The organism is Rhodococcus jostii NBRC 16295, from assembly GCF_001894825.1.
In the GTDB taxonomy this organism is placed as follows: Bacteria; Actinomycetota; Actinomycetes; order Mycobacteriales; family Mycobacteriaceae; genus Rhodococcus_F; species Rhodococcus_F jostii.
The window spans coordinates 1-17,098 of record NZ_BCWY01000100.1; the positions used below are offsets into that span (position 1 = coordinate 1).

Consider the following 17,098-nt stretch of genomic DNA (forward strand, 5'->3'; position numbering starts at 1 on the left):
AAGTACCCACGACGGGCACACCTACCCCTCCGGCACAACGCTGTTAGGACTCACAGACTCGATTAGGACTCGATGTCGGTCCGTGGCGTGCTCTCAGTTAGTGCTAAACCGCCGGTAAACGAACATGGCCAACCGCGCCAGGCGGACACGGCGATCCGGGGGTGACGCGGGCGGATGGATGCCGGCAAATAGCTCCGCTACGAGCCAGACGCGATCAACAGGCTCAACACCTGCGCGACGAAGTTCCGCCACAATTCCTCGGCTGACCCCATATCTCACTCCTTCATGCGGTTGTGAGGTGCGCTATATGAAAGTTTCTACCCCAACCTCTCCTCGATCAGTCGGTTCGACTCGCACTACAGACATGCGAGCACGATGAAGTGTGCGCCGAGCGGACTCTCAACGGGCTCGAGGTCTCACCTCTGCCGCGACCAGCCGGTGTCGTCGGATCCGACGAAGCACTCCGTCACGCCACCTGCGTCACCGACATCGAGCGACCATCGTCGTTCTCGGATGGGGAGACCCCATGTGGCCTCCGACCAGCTGGCACTACAACTTCGTCAACTGGTGGAATCAGTTCTAGGAGACATCATGATCGGCCACCTACCAGGATAGTTCTCACAAGGAGAGTGGGCTTTCTGGTTCCCATACTGGTTCAAATCGCCAACTGGTGGAATCCACTATGACCGGGAACCTGCCCGACTTGTTCTACATGATCTGGCTTGGTCCATTCGCAGAAGCGTGGAACAACTTCGCCTTCTGGTTCAATCAGTTCTAGGAGACATCATGATCGGCGTCGTGTTCGATCTTCCGGTGTACTGGCTTGCTAGTGACCTGCGGCCAAGCAGCGTTCAATGGAACATGGAATCAGTTCTAGCCCAACCGAATCGAGCGGGCACCACCTCAGAATGAGAGATGATGCCGACCGGCCCGAGTCCCGCCGCCACTCGACGGCCAGCAACCGGATCCTGCGCTGTTTCGAGAACGTCACCGCCTCGGCGGGACCGCCGTACCCCAGGCCGCGCCGCGTCTTCACCTCGACGAAGACGAGCCAGTCTCCCCCTGCCGCAATGAGATTTGCTTCGCCGTATCGGGATCGCCAGTTTCGCTCGGCGATCTCCATGCCCGCCTCGGTGAGATACCGCGCGATCTTAATTGTGCGCCACAGCAGCGTCTACGTAGATCTCCTGCTATCTGCCACTGGTGTGGCGAGCGTTAGATGAACGTGTGTCACGGCTACCCGCATCACCGTGCGGTGGTGTGGGTTGGACCGTGTCCCACACCGACGCTTGTGGTGCAGGAACATGCTGTTTCGGATTCACCCCCAACCGCTGTGTCACGTCAGGGAGGCTGCGGCGGACCCGGCGGTGCCGTGGCCGACGCGGTGTCGGACCGTTCTTGTCCCGGCACCGGCGCACCGGCGCATGTTCGGCGACCCGGACCGCGGGCATCTGCCCACGCCGCCGGGTGACCTTGTTTCTGCCGAGCAGTGCGCGTTTGGCCAGGTTCACCCCGGCGAGGTGGTCGCGGTTGCCGCCGACCCGGCAGCGTGAACACCACGCGGTGTGGTAGCCGCCGGGTCGGGAGAGGGGTTCGTCGCAGCCCGGACATTGTGCGGAGGATCCTCGGGCGGGCACCGAGACCACTGTGATTCCGACCCCTGCGGCGGTGTGGGCCAGGGCGGCGACCGCTTGGCGGCGGGCGGACTGCGCGGCCCGGTTGTTGTTGACCCGTCCGTGTCCGCGGGTCTCGAGGGTGGTGAGATCCTCGACCGCGATCACCGTCGCGCCCGCGGCGGTGGCGTAGTCGGTGACCTGGCGGGCGAAGTGGAACGCGAGTTCCCGGTTGACCTTCCCCCTCTTGGCGCCTACCGCGGTGCGGTGGGCGTCGAGGACGGCGATCTTCTCCTCCAACTCGGCGCGGACCTCGGGCGGGGCGGTGGCGGCCAGCCGTGTCAGCCGGGCCGCCTTGGCGTGCAGCAGCTGCCCCTCGGCTTGCAGGCGGGCCAGTTTGATCCCGAGGCCGCGGTCGTCGTAGGTCCAGCCCCGGTAATCCGACACCAGCCCCTCGGGGTTTTCGGCGGCGATGGCGGCGGCACCCAGAGTGGTCGGTGACCAATCGACCCCCGCCGCGATCGTGGCCGAGTTCAGGTCGGCTGCCGGGACGAGTTCGGTCGCGGCGCACCGCCAGAGCAGGCCCCGGTGGTCGAGGACGAGGGTCGGCAGATGCCAGTCGATGACAGCTCTGCCGTGCAGGTGCGCCGGGATAGTGGCGGTCAGCCGGACACTGCGCCACTGCGCCCGCCCCACCGGGGCCGGGCAGGTGGGCAGCTTCACCGTCAACACCAGATCGTGACCGGTGACGGCAAGCTGTGCGAGTTGCCGATCGGCGGCCGAGAGCCGTGCCATCGCGCTCGTCTGCGGTGGATCCTGTATTTCGGTGATCCGCAACGGGCCGGCCGGTGCCCCGCCGTCCCTGCGTGAGCGTGCGGCGAGCTGACGTCGCACGCCCCGGAGGAAGCCCGACGGCACATAGTCGCTATGTTCGGTCGGCGGCGCCACAACCCCGGTGTCCGGGTCGAAGCGGGCCGAGAGTGCCGTGATCGCGGTGTCCCGGTAGGCCAGGGTCCGCAGGGTGGCCATCACCTGCGCCGTCACCACCCGGCTCACCCGTGAGGGCACGTAGACCCCGTCCGGGTAGCTCGGGTTCCAGCCGAGGCGGGCCGCGGCGACGTGACCCTGTGCGGGCAGCCTGCGGTCCTGGCGGTCGCGGCCGGCGGCGAGCACATCGGACGTCGCCGGCCGCCACAGCCGTGACACCAACTCGCCACTCGCGGCGGTGATCAGGTCGAGCAGCCACCCCACCCGGGTGTCGACGTCGTCGAGTCCGATCGGCTTGCCGGTCGCGTCGTCGACCGCCGCATGGGCGCGGGTGGTGAACGCGAACTGCCGCGGCGCAGTCGATCCCGGCCCGGTCATGCCGGACACAATTCACGATCGGCGAGCACCCTCGCCTTCGAACAAGACCCGCGATCTGCCGAGATGCTCACCGGTTATCCCTTCCCAACCGTGCGGCGGCATCCCCCGGAAGCCGGTGTTGAAGAAGCCGGTGTTGAATCTGCATCGACTGCAGCTGATTACAACCGGCCGGACAACGATGCCGGCAACACGATGTCGTCATCCGCCAACTCCCCCTAGCGCTCGCCCGCCTCTCGCAGGACCTCGACGGTAACTTCGACCTCCGACATTTAGTCTCGGAGGGAGTCCGCAGGCGGGCCGAACGTCCGACCGGGACACGTGGTGATCCCTGGCTTTCTGGGTGGTCGTCTGCGGGTTCGGTGTCTGGTCGAGCGGTGTCCTTGTTCGGGAACTTGGAGCCGGCCGGTAGGCGTGGACTCCTGCTTGGAGAATGTCTGGGCCGTGGCCGCGATGGTCAGTCACCCGGTGAACAGGGATGTGGACCGACAGGAGCGATGACGATGGCATGGACGTTGGGGATCGACGTGGCCGTCCGGGCGGAGCATCAGGCGACGCTCGCCCGTGACGTGCCACGGTATGGCGGGGCCGGAAGTTCTGGACACGGCCGGCCGATCGGGAACGGTTGTGGGCGGACGTGGACCTGCCCGATCCGGCTGAGCTGACCGTGGTGGTCGAGCCGACCCGGAACGCGTGGATCGTGCTGGCGGAGTGGTTCCGTCGCCACGGTGCACGCGTGGTGATGGTCCCGACCACCCAGTCGGCCGACCTGCGTAAGTGCTACTCCAAGCACACCAAGAACGACCGGATCGACTCCGAATTGCTTGCCCGGCTGCCCTTGCTGCACCCCGAAGGCCTGCGGGGGTACTCCGGGCAGGGGCCCGCCGACTCGCTGCGACGGCTGGTCAAGCAGCGCTCCACGATGGTCAAGCGCCGGGTCGCGGTCTATGCCCGGCTCGATGCGTTGGTCGAGTTGCTCGGGCCGGCGTGGTACGCGGTACTCGGGTTCAACTTCGGCATCGCGGCGCTCGAGTTCCTGGCCCGCTATGCCGATCCGCATGCCGTGATCCGGTTAGGCCGAGCGCGGCTGACCAGGTTCCTGATCGCCCGGCCCGCGGTGCGTGGCGCGACGATCACGCCGCCGGGCTCATCACCGCGGCCCGAGAGACCCTCGCCCTGTGGGGCACCGGCGACGGGTCTGACGGGATGGACTTCGCCGAGCTCGCCGAGGACATCGCCCACGAAGCCGAACAGGCACTGTTCCTGACCCGTCAGATCAAGCAGATCGACGAGCGAGTCGCGAACCTCTACGCCGACGCCGACCCGGCCGGCATCGTTGCCTCCGCTCCCGGCGTGGGGGCGGTGATCAGCGCGGTCATCGCTGGACGGATCGGCGACCCGCACCGGTTCACGTCCCTGGCCGCGATCCGCGCGTACACCGGTCTGGTTCCCAAGGTCAGCCAGTCCGGGGTGAGCAAGGTCGAGTCCTCGATCACCAAGGCCGGGGATCCGCTGTTGCGTAGATGCTGTGCACCGCCGCCGACCAGGCCCGCAGGGTCGATCCCCAGTTCGCGGCGAAGTACCAGCGGTTGATGGTCGGCGACCGGCACCACGAGTCCGCGATCTGTCATCTGGCCACCCATCTGGTGACCCAGATCGCCGCCTGCATGCGTACCGGCCAGCCGTACGCCTAGCGGGACGTCGACGGCACGCCGATCACCGAGGCCGAGGGCCGGGCGATCGTCACGGCGCGCTACAAGATCGACCCACAGCGGCGCGACAACGTCCGATACGAACGGGTGCGTGCGCGCCGCAAGCAGGCGGCGGACCAGGAGTCCCAGGAGTCGCGATGCGCTCCAACAGCCCAGCCCGCCAAGACCAAGCCTACGAGCCGCCAGGTGGCTTGAACTCCGTTAGGAACTCAAAACCAGATCAGCTATCCCCGACCCGAAGGACCGGGTTTGCGCCGAAAGACTCACGGATCAGACGTAGCGGCAAAAGTCGGGAGCCACCACCCCGTCCCCCGGCGGCCCACCGATGCGACCCGCGCCTCTCGCACCGCTGTCCCCGACCCGGATTCCGGGAAGATTCGCTCGAAGTGGGCGAACGAATTGGGCTGTGTATGAAGTGCACGTTGTGGACAACTCGGCACCCTGCAGGAAGTGTTCACCCCAAAGGCCCAGGACAGGCCGGTCAAGCCTGCAACCGAACGGTCAGCCGACAGCGGGCATCCATCGGCGCGCGAGAGACGCCACCCAGTCGGCGGCCGCACCGGGATCGTCGGGTGGCAACTCGACGAGGACGAGTTCGTCGACTCCCGCATCGGCCAGCGCCTCGACGTCGGAGGGGTCCACTTCCCGCAAGGCGACGGCTAGGCGCAACTCCTCGGGGTCACGCCCCGCGTCCCGGCACAGGTCGTGAAGGGTCCGGATCCGTTCGGTGACAGCGTCGACGCCGTCCAGGTTGAACCCGTACCAGCCGTCGCCCCACGCCGCGACTCGGCGCAGCGCTGCGTCACTGTTGCCCCCGAGGACGACGGGAAGCCGACGATCACGCGGGGGTTTCGGGTTGACTCGCACCGAATCGAAACGGACGAATTCGCCGTCGAACGATGCCACGTCGTCGCGCCACAGCATGCGCATCGCCGCAACGTACTCGGCAGCGCGCTCACCTCGACGCCCGAAGGGAATCCCGAGAGCGTCGAATTCTTCCCGGGACCAGCCGATGCCGACCCCGAGCGTCAGCCGGCCGCCGCTCATCAGGTCCAGTGTCGCCGCCTGCTTGGCCATGAGCACGGGATTGTGCTCGGGCAGCAGCAACACACCGGTTGCGAGGCCGATCGTGTGGGTGGCAGCGGCGGCGAAGCTCAGCCCGATCATCGGATCGAGCCAATCCGCCACGGCGGGAACAGCGATCCGGCCGTCGTCCGCGTAGGGGTACCGCGACGCCGACCGGTCGACCATCACCACGTGCTCGCCCGACCACAGCGTGGCGAATCCGCTGTTCTCGGCGGCAACCGCGACCGCGTCGATCACCGAGCGCTGCGCGCCGGCGCCGATTCCGAGTGCGTGCAACCCGAGGCGCATCGGCCGATCGTCTCATAGTTGCCCGGCCGAAGTGGCCCGCTTTCAGCCCTATCCCCGCACGTCGAGGCTCCGGGCGTAGTGCTCCTTGAACACCTCGAGGTGAGTCCACGTCTCCAGAGCCACGACGCCACCGATCGTGCGGATGTGTTCCGCGAGCGAGTAGAGGTCGCCCGAAGAATCGGCGGCGACGGTACCGATCAGATCGAATCTGCCGAGCGTCCGCGCCAGGAATTCGATGCCGGGCAGGGCCTCGATCCGCTCGCACGTCTCCCGGTCGCGCGAGCCGAGGCTGACGCCGATGCCCATGGCGAGTGTTCTGCCGCCACCACGACGCTTCACGACGGCGCCGACCCGCAACGCGGTGCTGTCGATCAGGTGGTTCACTCGATTGCGAGCGGCGCTGGGTGAGAGTCCGGTGCGCTCGGCCAGTTCGAGAAACGGCATCCGCCCGTTGCTCTCCAGCAACTCGACGAGCGCGATGTCCTTCGAATCCAGCCGAACGTCGGCCCGTAAGGCACTCTTGGGCATGAAGATTCCCTTGATGACGTCGGCGTAGTACAGCGTGTCGACGGTCCGGACGCCGGGTTCCGCACGAATCGCGGCGATCGCGTCGTAGAGGTCCCGCTCACTGGGGACGCGGAGTTCGGCGATGACGTTGTACCGCCCGCTCACGGCCGAGATGTAGACGGCGGCCTCCGACTCGCAGAGCGCCTCGGCCACCGGCGCCACCGGCCCCGATACCGCGACCGATACATGTGCCATCGCCTTGAGACCCAGCAGCTCGGGATGGGCGACGGCGACGATGCTCACCGTGCCCGTGTCGAGCAGAGTCTGCACGCGGGTGGACACGGCGGCGCGTGGCGCGCCGACCATCGCGGCGAGCTCCCGATACGTCGCGCGACCGTTCGACTGCAACGCTGCGATGAGCTTGGAATCCAGTTCGACACTCATGATGCCTCGAGAGTTCTCGTTTTCTTTCTGCACGTCCGACAGTGAAGAACTGTCGCATACACCGCAAGATACTGCGAATCGGTGCGATTTTGCTCCTCGAACCGAACATATTCGCCGTGGACCGCGCGGTCTGCAACTTTAGTGCTTTGCACAGCCCCTGGTCAGGGCGTAATTTTCCCTTCAGCCGGAACGTGACCCACACCACCATCTCGAAGGATCCCCATGCGCAAGCTGTTTCACCAGGAGGCGTCCCCCCTCGACGCCACCGCCACCGTGTTCACCGGTGGCACGCTCCGCACCGTGGACGCAGACACGGAGGGCGCCGAGGCCTTCCTCGTCTACGGCAATCGGTTCGCCGCGGTCGGTACCGTCGCGGAATGTCGTGAGGAAGCGCGCCGGATCGGCACCCGGACCACCGACGTCATCGATCTCGCCGGGGCGACCGTCGTTCCCGGTTTCGTCGACCCGCACGCCCACCCCCTGATGTACGGCCAGATGCTCAGCTGGGTCGACTGCGGTCCCGAGAAGGCACGCACGATCCCCGAGATCGTCGCACTCCTCCAGGAGGCGGCACGGAACCAGCCGGCCGGAATCCCCGTCCGCGGATACGGTTACGAGCACCGCAACCTCGCCGAGGGACGTCACCCGTCGAAGGAGGAACTCGATCAGGTCGGTACCGACCGCGAGGTATACCTGATGAACGCCAGCGGCCACGGCGGCGTCGTCAACACCTTCACCCTCGAACTCCACGGCGTCACGCGCGACACCCCGAATCCGCCCGGCGGCGAGTTCTTCCGCGACGCGGACGGTGAGCTGACCGGGGAACTCTCCGACGCCGCGTGCAACATTCTCACCGGCGTGAACGGCGTCAAGGTCGGTCACCACGGCCCGAACTTTCACCTCGAGGACGAACCCGAGGAGCATCTGCGGCAACTGTCCGTGGCTCAGGAGAAGTTTCTCGAGGGCGGCGTCACCACGATCGGCGACTGCCAGGTGACCCGGCGGGAATTCGACATGTACCTGCGCCTGGCGGAGCAGGGCCGGCTCGAGACCCGCGTGAGCATGTACCTCCTCAGCCACCTGCTCGATCATGCGCTCGACACCGGACTGCACGGCGCGTTCGGCAACTCGCGCCTCGCGTTCGGCGGGATCAAGTTCTACGCCGACGGCACTCTCGGCGGGTGGACCGCGTACTTCCCGGACGGTTACGTGGGCGACCCGTGCCGGACCGGTCAGCTCTATCACGAGCCGGCCGACTACGCGGCCCTGATCGCGAAGGCGCACGCCGTCGGTCTGCAGACCGCGACGCACGCGCAGTCGCCGACCGCGATCGACATGGTCCTCGACGCGATCGAGGCAGCGCAGGACGCTCATCCCGACGCCGATGCCCGCCACCGCATCGAACATTGCGGACTGCCGACCCCCGAGCAGATCACGCGCATGCACGCGCTGGGCGTCTACCCCGTGAACCAGCCGCAGCACTACTACAACTGGGGCGAGGGCGTGACCGCGGCCATCGGCACCCCGGGTGAGCGATTCAATCCCCTGGGCGAATTCGTCGAAGCCGACGTGCCGGTCACGATCAGTTCCGACGCACCTGTCGCCGAGCCCAAACCACTCGAAGCCATCCAGGCCGCCGTCACCCGCATCACCCGCCAAGGCCATCAACTCGGCTCGAACGCGTTGCGACTGACCGCCGCCCAGGCCCTCACCGCCCACACCCTGAACGGGGCCCGCGCCCTCGGCCGCGAAGCCGAACTGGGCAGCATCTCCCCCGGAAAGCGCGCCGATTTCGTAGTCCTCGGCGCCGACCCACTCGCCGTCGACCCGCACGCCATCGCGGAGATCGAGGTCCGTGAAACCTGGATCGACGGCGAACTGGCGCATTCCACCCGCAGCGACCTATTCTCGACCACTGCAACCACCGAGGATCAGTCATGAGTCACGACACCCAGATCGCGAAGGCCCGCAAGGCCGGCTTCGCGGCCTTCGTCGGCACCACCATCGAGTGGTACGACTTCTACGTGTACGCCACGGCGGCGGCACTCGTGTTCGGTGACATCTTCTTCCCCTCCGACACCGACCGCCTGACGGGCATCGCCGCCGCATTCGCGACGTACGCGGTCGGGTTCTTCGCCCGCCCACTCGGTGGCATCGTCTTCGGGCACGTCGGTGACCGGCTCGGCCGGCGAACCGCACTGGTCGTGACCCTCACGCTGATGGGCGCGGGCACCTTCCTGATCGGTGCGCTACCGACGTACGCGCAGATCGGTTTCTGGGCGCCGTTGCTGCTGGTGATTCTGCGGTTCGTGCAGGGCTTCGCGGTGGGCGGCGAATGGGGTGGCGCCGTCCTGATGGCCGTCGAGCACGCCCCCGAGGACAAGAAGACGTTCTACGGCGGATTCGCGCAGCTCGGCAATCCCGCGGGCGCACTGCTCGCCACCGGGTTCTTCAGTGTCCTCTCGACTTTCGGCGACGACGCATTGCAGGACTGGGCCTGGCGGCTGCCGTTCCTGTGCTCGGCCCTGCTGATCGGCGTCGGACTGCTCGTGCGACTGAAGGTGGAGGAATCCCCCGTCTTCGAATCCGAGGTGCAGACGGCGACCACACCCGACGCGCTGCCCCTGAAGTACGCGATCGTCACCAATTGGCGCCCGATCCTGCTCGGCATGGGCATTCTGCCCGTGGCCGTCGGCGGCTACTACCTCGTGACGACGTTCATCACGGCCTACGCCACCGACCCGGACGTCGGGCTGTCCGAGACGCTCGTCCTCAACGCGCTCAGTGTCGCCGCGGTAGTCGAGCTGATCGCCACCCTCGGGGTCGCATGGCTCGGCGACAAGGTCGGCCGGATCCGCGTGGTGATCTACGGACTGCTGGCGGTCGCGGTGCTCGCCGCACCGCAGTTCCTGGTCCTGACATCCGGTTCCGTGTTCTTGATCTTCCTGACCTTCGCCGTCATGCGACTCGTCCTCGCCGCGACGTACGGTCCGATCGCGGCGGTGCTGTCGCAGATGTTCCGCCCGCAGGCCCGGTACACCAGCATCTCCCTCGCCTACCAGGGTGCGGGTGCGATCTTCGGTGGGCTGTCGCCGCTGGTCTCCACGCTCATGTACCAGGCGACGGGCAGCGTGTGGCCGGTGATCGGGCTCCTCATCGGAATGTGCGCGGTCAGCATCCTCTGCCTGCTCGTGGCACCCCAGCACGTCGATCACGTGGACGGTGACACCGACGAGCCGGCGGGTGATCTCGGGGCCGCCCGGGCTCCGGCCTCGAACTGACGGTGTGACGGGAGGGGCCGGCGTCGCGTTCGCGGTACCGGCCCTTCCGCGGGTCACGCCGTGTCGCTGTCCGAATTCACCGGAGACGCAGGGGCTGTCGAGGTGAGCCCGGCGTCGTCGAGCGCACGCTCGGTGAGCACGCGACCCAGTTCGATCATCTCGACTGCGCGATGGAAGTCGAGACTCCGGCACGCCGTCCGGGGCACCCGCACCTGGACGTCCGGTGGGTACGCGGCCAGCTGATAGCGCGCCAACGTCGCCTGCATCACGTCGAGTGAGCGGTTCATCACCGCGAACCGACTGAACTTCGGGACGGCCACCGCGTCGCCCTCGACCACGGGCTGATCGCCGATCACCTGACCGTCAGATTCGTCCGACGGATCAGGCTCGGTGTGCGAGACGCCGAACCGTCCGACGACCGACCGGACGATGTCCAGGTCACGGAGCTGCGCGGCGCTCCGACGGAAGCGCGACATCCATTCGTCAACCGGCCGCGGTTCCGCGCTGACGTTCTCCGGAGCCAGGGAGCGACCGTCCCGATCCTCGGCGCCCAGGCTGATCCCGACGGTCAGGTCGGCGCTGACGGAGACGAGCGGTGCCATCGGCAGAGGGTCGAGGATGCCCCCGTCGGCGAGCACCCGGCCGTTCAGCACGTACGGCGTGATGACTCCGGGGATGGCGATCGATGCGCGGATCGCGGCGTCGACCGGTCCGCGCTGGAACCACACGGACCGGCCCGCGGCGAGGTCGGTGGCTACGGCGGTGTACGGAATCGGAAGGTCCTCGATGCGGATCTCGCCGAGAATCTCCCGGACCCGCTGCAGGATCTTCTCGGCGTGGATCGCGCCGGGCGCGGACACCGACAGGTCGAGGAGCCGCACCACATCGAGCTGCGTCAGGCTCACCGCCCACCGGGTGAAGTCGTCGAGCTTTCCTGCGGCGTGGAGGCCACCCACCAGGGCGCCCATCGACGATCCCGCGACTCCGACGATCTCGAATCCGCGGTCCTCGAGTACCTGGATCGCTCCGATATGGGCATACCCGCGGGCGCCGCCGCTACCGAGAGCCAGCGCCACGCGCCTCAGTCCGGTCATCGGATGATCGTACGCGGACGCGATATTCGGGCCGTCAGGACAAACCGTTGTCCGGGAGCCGCAGATCCGGCTTGTCCAGCTCCTCGATGTTCACGTCCTTGAACGTGATGACGCGGACATACTTCACGAACCGGGCGGGACGGTACATGTCCCACACCCACGCGTCGGACATCCGCAGCTCGAAGTAGATCTCACCGTCAGCGTTGTGCGGCAGCAACTCCACCGAGTTGGCAAGATAGAACCGGCGCTCGGTCTCCACGACATAGGAGAACTGACCGACGATGTCCCGATACTCGCGGTAGAGCGACAGCTCCATCTCGGTTTCGTACTTCTCGAGATCCTCGGCACTCATCGGTCTCGGAGTCCTCCTGCTCTGGTGTGAATTGTCATCATCTCGCACTTCCGGAACTGTTATCCACCCGGTGCAGCAGCGCCGCGATGTTCGACCACGAGCGCCGGTGCTCCGGGCACGGACCCAGCTCCTCGAGCGCCGCCATGTGCCCGGGCGTCCCGTAGCCCTTGTGGATCGCGAACCCGTAGCCGGGGTGTGTCTCGTCCATCGCGACCATCACACGGTCACGCGACACCTTGGCCAGCACACTCGCCGCCGCGATGCACGCCGCCGCGGCGTCACCGCCGATCACCGGCAACGACGGGGCCGGGAGCCCCGGGACACGGAAGCCGTCGGTCAGAACGTAGCCCGGGGTGGTCGAGAGCCCGGCGACGGCGCGCCGCATGCCCTCGATGTTGGCGACGTGCACGCCCATCCTGTCGACTTCCTCGGCGGGGAAGGACACGACACTCCAGGCCACTGCCAGTCTCGTGATGGCCGGGAACAGCTCTTCCCGGGTGCGCTCGGTGAGCTTCTTCGAATCGTCGAGCCGCGCCAGCGCCGGATACGGCTTCGGCGCGAGCACGCAGGCCGCCACGACGAGTGGGCCCGCACAGGCCCCGCGGCCGGCCTCGTCGACACCGGCCACCGGCCCGAGTCCGCTGCGGACCAGGGCCGACTCCATCGTTCGCAGACCGGACGACCTGCGAATGATGATGCGTGGAGGCCAGGAAGTCACTTGCCCTGGATATCGGGTGAACTGATCGTGCCCATCCGCGACGGCGGCAACGCGATGAAAACAGCCTTACCGATCACATTGTCGAGCGGGATGGTGCCTTGCATGTCGTCACCGACGTGGTACCGCGAGTCCGCGGAGTTGCTGCGGTTGTCGCCCATCACCCAGACGTGCCCGTCGGGCACGGTGACCGGACCGAAGCAGCGCGCCGACTTCAGTGCCGTGTCGCACGTCTGGGAGCCGGGGACGAACGGGAAGTCCATGACGACGTAGGGCTCGTCGAGCGGTGTGCCGTCGACCAGGATGCGGCCCTGGTCGTCACAGCATTCGACGGTCTGACCGCCGGTGGCGATCACACGCTTGACGAGGTCGTTCTCGTCCGGGGGAACGAGTCCGACGAGGGAGCCGAGTTCCTGCGCACCGCGGATCACCACGTTGGACGACCGGGTGGAGACGAAGTCCTGCGACCACGAATCGGGGCCGCGGAACACGATGACATCACCCGGTTGCGGCTCACCGAAGTGGTAACCGATCTTTTCGACGACGATGCGGTCGCCGGTGCAGCCCGCGCACCCGTGCAGCGTCGGCTCCATCGACTCCGACGGAATGAGATACACGCGGGCGACGAACGTCTGCAACAGGAAACTCAGAACGAGCGCGACCAGAATCAGGATCGGCAACTCGCGAAAAAAGGAGCGGGGCTTCTTCTCAGGCTTCGCCGCGCCACCGTTCTCGGTGGAAGTGGCGGCCGAATCGCCGGTGGTCTCGGATTCCGACGACAATGCCCGCTCCTTCGAAGAATCTGTCACGAAATCAGATTAGCCCGGCACCGCGAGTACGCAGTGCCGGGCTCATCGGAAAGGTCAGCGCTTTTCCTTGATCTTGGCGGCCTTGCCACGCAGATCGCGGAGGTAGTACAGCTTGGCGCGACGCACGTCACCGCGGGTGACGACCTCGATCTGCGCCAGGTTGGGGCTGTGGACCGGGAAGGTGCGCTCGACGCCGACACCGAAGGAGACCTTGCGGACGGTGAAGGTCTCGCGGACGCCGCCGCCCTGGCGGCGGATCACGACGCCCTTGAAGACCTGCACGCGCTCCTTCGAGCCTTCGATGACCTTGACGTGCACGTTGAGGGTGTCGCCGGGACGGAACTCGGGAATGTCGTCGCGGAGGGACTTCTTGTCCAGGAAATCGAGAGTGTTCATCGGTGTTCCATCCTTGCGTTTTCGCAGGAGCAGAGGAACCGAGCGGCACCCGGACGTTCGGAGAACACCGGCGCTCGTCTGGTTCGTGCCCAGATCAAGTATTGCTGCCTGGTCCAGGCAACCCGTCCATTGTGCCAGACGCCACCGGGTGAAGAGAAATCGGCGGTGGTGCCGCATGCACCACATGGTCGAGTTCCACCTCGGCCGCCACCCTGGCATGCTCCGCGGCTTCCTTCACGTGCTCCGCGCTGGGCGTACCCGCGATGAAGTCCTGCACGAAGATCTTGGCCCGGATGACCGGCCGCCGCCACTTTCGCTCCCGTTCGAGCGCCCGGAGCATCCGCTTCGGTTTGGACGTGTAGCGCCACCGTGCCCACGGCGCGCTCGGTCGGCTCAATCGGAGCGCCCCGATCAGCAGGATCGGGAAGATGAACAGGCCGAGCAGCCCGGTCCAGATCTTCCCCTTCAGCAGCACCACAGCCGCGATGAGCAGATTGATCACGGACGACAGCGCGATCGCCACCCGCACCCAAGGATCCGGGGAATCCCGGAAGTCGGTGACGTTGATCAGTTCGAGGGGCCGGAGACCGAGCAGCAGCAGACCCGTGACGCCGATCGCCACGAACACCGCATCGACCGACGTCCGGCCCTCATCCGCCCAGTACACGTCCTGCAAGTAGAAGATCAGCGCGAACTCGTCCAGCACCAGCGCCGCGCCGATCCCGAAGAACGTGGCGAGGACGGCGCCGGTGGTCTGGGTGCCGTCCTCGTACACGGCGATGAGGGAGACTCCCGACACGAGCATCGTCACGACGCCGAACACCACGTGGTGGACATGGTGCCCGCCGGGTTTCACGTTGCCCGGCCACCACGACACCTCGGCGCGGATCATTCGCACGCTCAACCGGATGAACAGGAAGGCCGCGAGAAACCCGAGCAGGAAAAAGAGCAGAGGCAGGCGCCCGTGCCCGACGATTTCCCGATCCAGCCATTCGTACATCGGCATCCACTATCCCAGTAAAGAACTGGTCACTCCATCGAAAAGTGGAGGCTCGTGTCGGGATGGTGACCTCCTACTTGCCGAACCCCGCCTTCCGCAGTGCGTCGGCCATCGAACCGCCGGGCGCCGGACGCGAGTCACGCCCGCGATCGCGTCCACCCTGCTGCTGCGGTTTGCCGCCGCCCCGCCGATCCTGCGGCTGTCCGCCGCCCCGCCGATCCTGGCGCTGCCCGCCACCGCGGGGTCCGTCGTTCTTGCGGCCGGCCCCGACCTCGTCGTCGAGCCGCAAAGTCAGTCCGATGCGCTGACGGGCCTCGTCCACCTCGAGGACCTTCACCTTCACGACGTCGCCCGACTTCACGACGTCACGCGGGTCCTTGACGAAGTTGTGGGACATCGCCGACACGTGCACGAGACCGTCCTGGTGGACGCCGATGTCGACGAACGCGCCGAACGCCGCCACGTTGGTGACGACACCCTCGAGGGTCATCCCCGGCTTCAGGTGCGACACCTTCTCGATGCCCGCCGCGAACGTGGCCGTCTTGAACTCCGGGCGGGGGTCGCGTCCGGGCTTCTCGAGCTCACCGATGATGTCGGTGACCGTGGGCAGACCGAACCGGTCGTCGACGAACTCTGCCGGGTCCAGGCTGCGCAGCGCTGACGAATTGCCGATGATCTCGCGCACGCCGCTGCCGCTGGCGTCGACGATCTTGCGCACCACCGGGTAGGCCTCGGGGTGGACGCTGGACGCGTCGAGGGGGTCGTCTCCGTTGGGGATGCGCAGGAAGCCGGCGCACTGCTCGAACGCCTTCGGACCGAGCCTCGCGACGTCCTTGAGTCCCTTGCGGCTGCGGAACGGGCCGTTCTGGTCGCGGTGCGCGACGATGCTCTCCGCCAGGGAACCGGCGATGCCGGACACACGGGACAGCAGCGGCACCGACGCCGTGTTCACGTCGACGCCGACGGCGTTCACCGCGTCCTCCACGACGGCACCGAGCGAACGCGCGAGCAATGTCTCCGACACGTCGTGCTGGTACTGGCCGACGCCGATCGACTTCGGGTCGATCTTCACCAGTTCGGCGAGCGGATCCTGCAGCCGGCGGGCGATGGAGACCGCACCACGAATCGACACGTCGAGGTCGGGCAGCTCCGCCGACGCGTACGCGGACGCCGAGTACACGGACGCGCCGGCCTCGGACACCACGATCTTGGTCAGGTTGGTGGCGCCCGACTTGGCGATGAGCTCGGTCGCGAGTGCGTCCGTCTCACGGGAGGCGGTGCCGTTACCGATCGCGATGAGCTCGACCCCGTGCCGGGCGACGAGGCCGGCGAGCGTCGACAGGGAGGCGTCCCACTTGTTCTGCGGCTGATGGGGGTAGATCGTCTCGTGGGCCACCACCTTGCCGGTGGCGTCCACGACCGCGACCTTGGTGCCGGTCCGGAAACCGGGGTCGAGGCCCATCGTCGCGCGGGTTCCGGCGGGGGCTGCCAGCAGCAGGTCGCGCAGGTTGTTGGCGAACACGTCGACGGCGTCCTTCTCCGCCGACTGCCGCAGGCGCATCCGCGTGTCGATGCCCAGCGTGACGATCATCTTGGTGCGCCACGCCCATCGCACCGTGTCGAGCAGCCACCTGTCGGCGGGCCTACCGCGGTCGGCGATGCCGAACCGCCCGGCGATCCGGCCTTCGTAGACCGTGGGCTCGCCCGGGACGGGGTCCTCCGTGTCGGGTGCCAGGGTGAGGGAGAGCACCTCTTCCTTCTCGCCACGCAGCACCGCGAGAATCCGGTGTGACGGGAGCTTGCCGAACGGTTCGGAGAACTCGAAGTAGTCGGCGAACTTGGCGCCCTCGGTCTCCTTGCCCTTCCGGACCGCGGACACCAGCTGCCCGCGGGTCCACATCAGCTCACGAAGCTCACCCACCAGGTCGGCGTCTTCGGCAAAGCGTTCGACGAGGATCGCGCGCGCACCCTCGAGCTGTTCGGCGGTGTAGGACGCCGGGTCGGCCCCGGGATCGGTGATCAGCGCGTCGGCGACGGGCTCGTGACCGGCTTCGCGCGCGATCTGCGCCTTGGTGCGCCGCTTCGGCTTGAAAGGCAGGTAGATGTCCTCGAGGCGCGCCTTCGTGTCGGCGGTCATGATCTGCCCACGCAGCTGGTCGTCGAGCTTGCCCTGCGAGTCGATCGACTCGAGCACCGCAACCCGGCGCTCGTCCAGTTCCCGCAGGTATCGCAGACGTTCCTCGAGCTGCCGGAGCTGAGCGTCGTCGAGCGTTCCGGTGACTTCCTTGCGGTACCGGGCGATGAAGGGCACGGTGGCTCCACCGTCGAGGAGGTCCACGGCGGCCGCGACCTGTCCCTCCCGGACGTCGAGCTCCTCGGCAATGCGCTGGTTCACGGTCTTGAGAGTCACGGAAATGGACCCTACCGCTACTCTGAGAC

General features: G+C 67.1%; 12 protein-coding genes and 2 pseudogenes. 3 read left to right on the top strand and 11 right to left on the bottom strand.

Features of this window, described 5'->3' with window-relative positions:
* Positions 1–826 precede the first annotated feature (826 nt).
* A complete protein-coding gene (locus RJ1_RS48250) occupies positions 827–1,171 on the bottom strand; it encodes a YraN family protein (RefSeq protein ID WP_073368490.1) in 345 nt (114 codons plus the stop codon).
* 3 nt (positions 1,172–1,174) lie between these two features.
* A pseudogene (locus RJ1_RS49420) lies at positions 1,175–2,978 on the bottom strand (zinc ribbon domain-containing protein).
* A gap of 494 nt (positions 2,979–3,472) precedes the next feature.
* Between RJ1_RS49420 and RJ1_RS49425 the strand changes: the two are divergent.
* Positions 3,473–4,882: pseudogene (locus tag RJ1_RS49425) on the top strand (IS110 family RNA-guided transposase).
* 306 nt (positions 4,883–5,188) lie between these two features.
* Here the strand turns inward: RJ1_RS49425 and RJ1_RS37840 are convergent.
* Together RJ1_RS37840 and RJ1_RS37845 are read right to left on the bottom strand one after the other, a co-directional pair.
* Positions 5,189–6,061, bottom strand: coding sequence for an LLM class F420-dependent oxidoreductase (locus tag RJ1_RS37840; RefSeq protein WP_073368492.1), 873 nt, complete (start codon positions 6,059–6,061; stop codon positions 5,189–5,191).
* Between the two features lie 48 nt (positions 6,062–6,109).
* A complete protein-coding gene (locus tag RJ1_RS37845; protein ID WP_073368495.1) occupies positions 6,110–7,012 on the bottom strand; it encodes an Lrp/AsnC family transcriptional regulator in 903 nt (300 codons plus the stop codon).
* Between the two features lie 222 nt (positions 7,013–7,234).
* Between RJ1_RS37845 and RJ1_RS37850 the strand changes: the two genes are divergently transcribed.
* Together RJ1_RS37850 and RJ1_RS37855 are read left to right on the top strand one after the other, a co-directional pair.
* Entirely contained in the window at positions 7,235–8,953 is a 1,719-nt protein-coding gene (locus RJ1_RS37850; protein ID WP_073368498.1) for an amidohydrolase, read from the top strand.
* A complete protein-coding gene (locus tag RJ1_RS37855; protein ID WP_073368501.1) occupies positions 8,950–10,293 on the top strand; it encodes an MFS transporter in 1,344 nt (447 codons plus the stop codon). Before RJ1_RS37850 ends, RJ1_RS37855 begins: the two co-directional genes overlap by 4 nt.
* 53 nt (positions 10,294–10,346) lie before the next feature.
* Here RJ1_RS37855 and RJ1_RS37860 read toward each other — a convergent pair whose 3' ends face one another.
* From RJ1_RS37860 to RJ1_RS37890, 7 genes are all read right to left on the bottom strand, one after another.
* Positions 10,347–11,387, bottom strand: coding sequence for a patatin-like phospholipase family protein (locus RJ1_RS37860; protein ID WP_073368504.1), 1,041 nt, complete (start codon positions 11,385–11,387; stop codon positions 10,347–10,349).
* A gap of 34 nt (positions 11,388–11,421) precedes the next feature.
* Positions 11,422–11,739 carry a DUF2469 domain-containing protein gene (locus RJ1_RS37865; protein WP_005240496.1) on the bottom strand — a complete coding sequence of 106 codons (318 nt, stop codon included), beginning with the start codon at positions 11,737–11,739 and terminating at the stop codon, positions 11,422–11,424.
* A 37-nt stretch (positions 11,740–11,776) separates the two neighbouring features.
* Positions 11,777–12,457, bottom strand: coding sequence for a ribonuclease HII (locus RJ1_RS37870; protein ID WP_073368507.1), 681 nt, complete (start codon positions 12,455–12,457; stop codon positions 11,777–11,779).
* Positions 12,454–13,236 carry a signal peptidase I gene (gene lepB, locus RJ1_RS37875; RefSeq protein ID WP_073368509.1) on the bottom strand — a complete coding sequence of 261 codons (783 nt, stop codon included), beginning with the start codon at positions 13,234–13,236 and terminating at the stop codon, positions 12,454–12,456. The genes RJ1_RS37870 and lepB overlap by 4 nt, the downstream gene beginning before the upstream one ends.
* An 81-nt stretch (positions 13,237–13,317) precedes the next feature.
* Positions 13,318–13,659 (bottom strand): 50S ribosomal protein L19, encoded by a 342-nt coding sequence (rplS, locus tag RJ1_RS37880; protein ID WP_005240490.1) that lies wholly within the window; start codon positions 13,657–13,659, stop codon positions 13,318–13,320.
* Positions 13,660–13,753: 94 nt separating this feature from the next.
* Positions 13,754–14,659: a hypothetical protein gene (locus RJ1_RS37885; RefSeq protein WP_073368531.1), complete on the bottom strand. Its 906-nt coding sequence runs from the start codon at positions 14,657–14,659 to the stop codon at positions 13,754–13,756.
* A 73-nt stretch (positions 14,660–14,732) separates the two neighbouring features.
* Complete coding sequence (locus RJ1_RS37890) at positions 14,733–17,069, bottom strand: Tex family protein (protein ID WP_174695071.1); 2,337 nt, start codon at positions 17,067–17,069, stop codon at positions 14,733–14,735.
* Positions 17,070–17,098 lie beyond the last annotated feature (29 nt).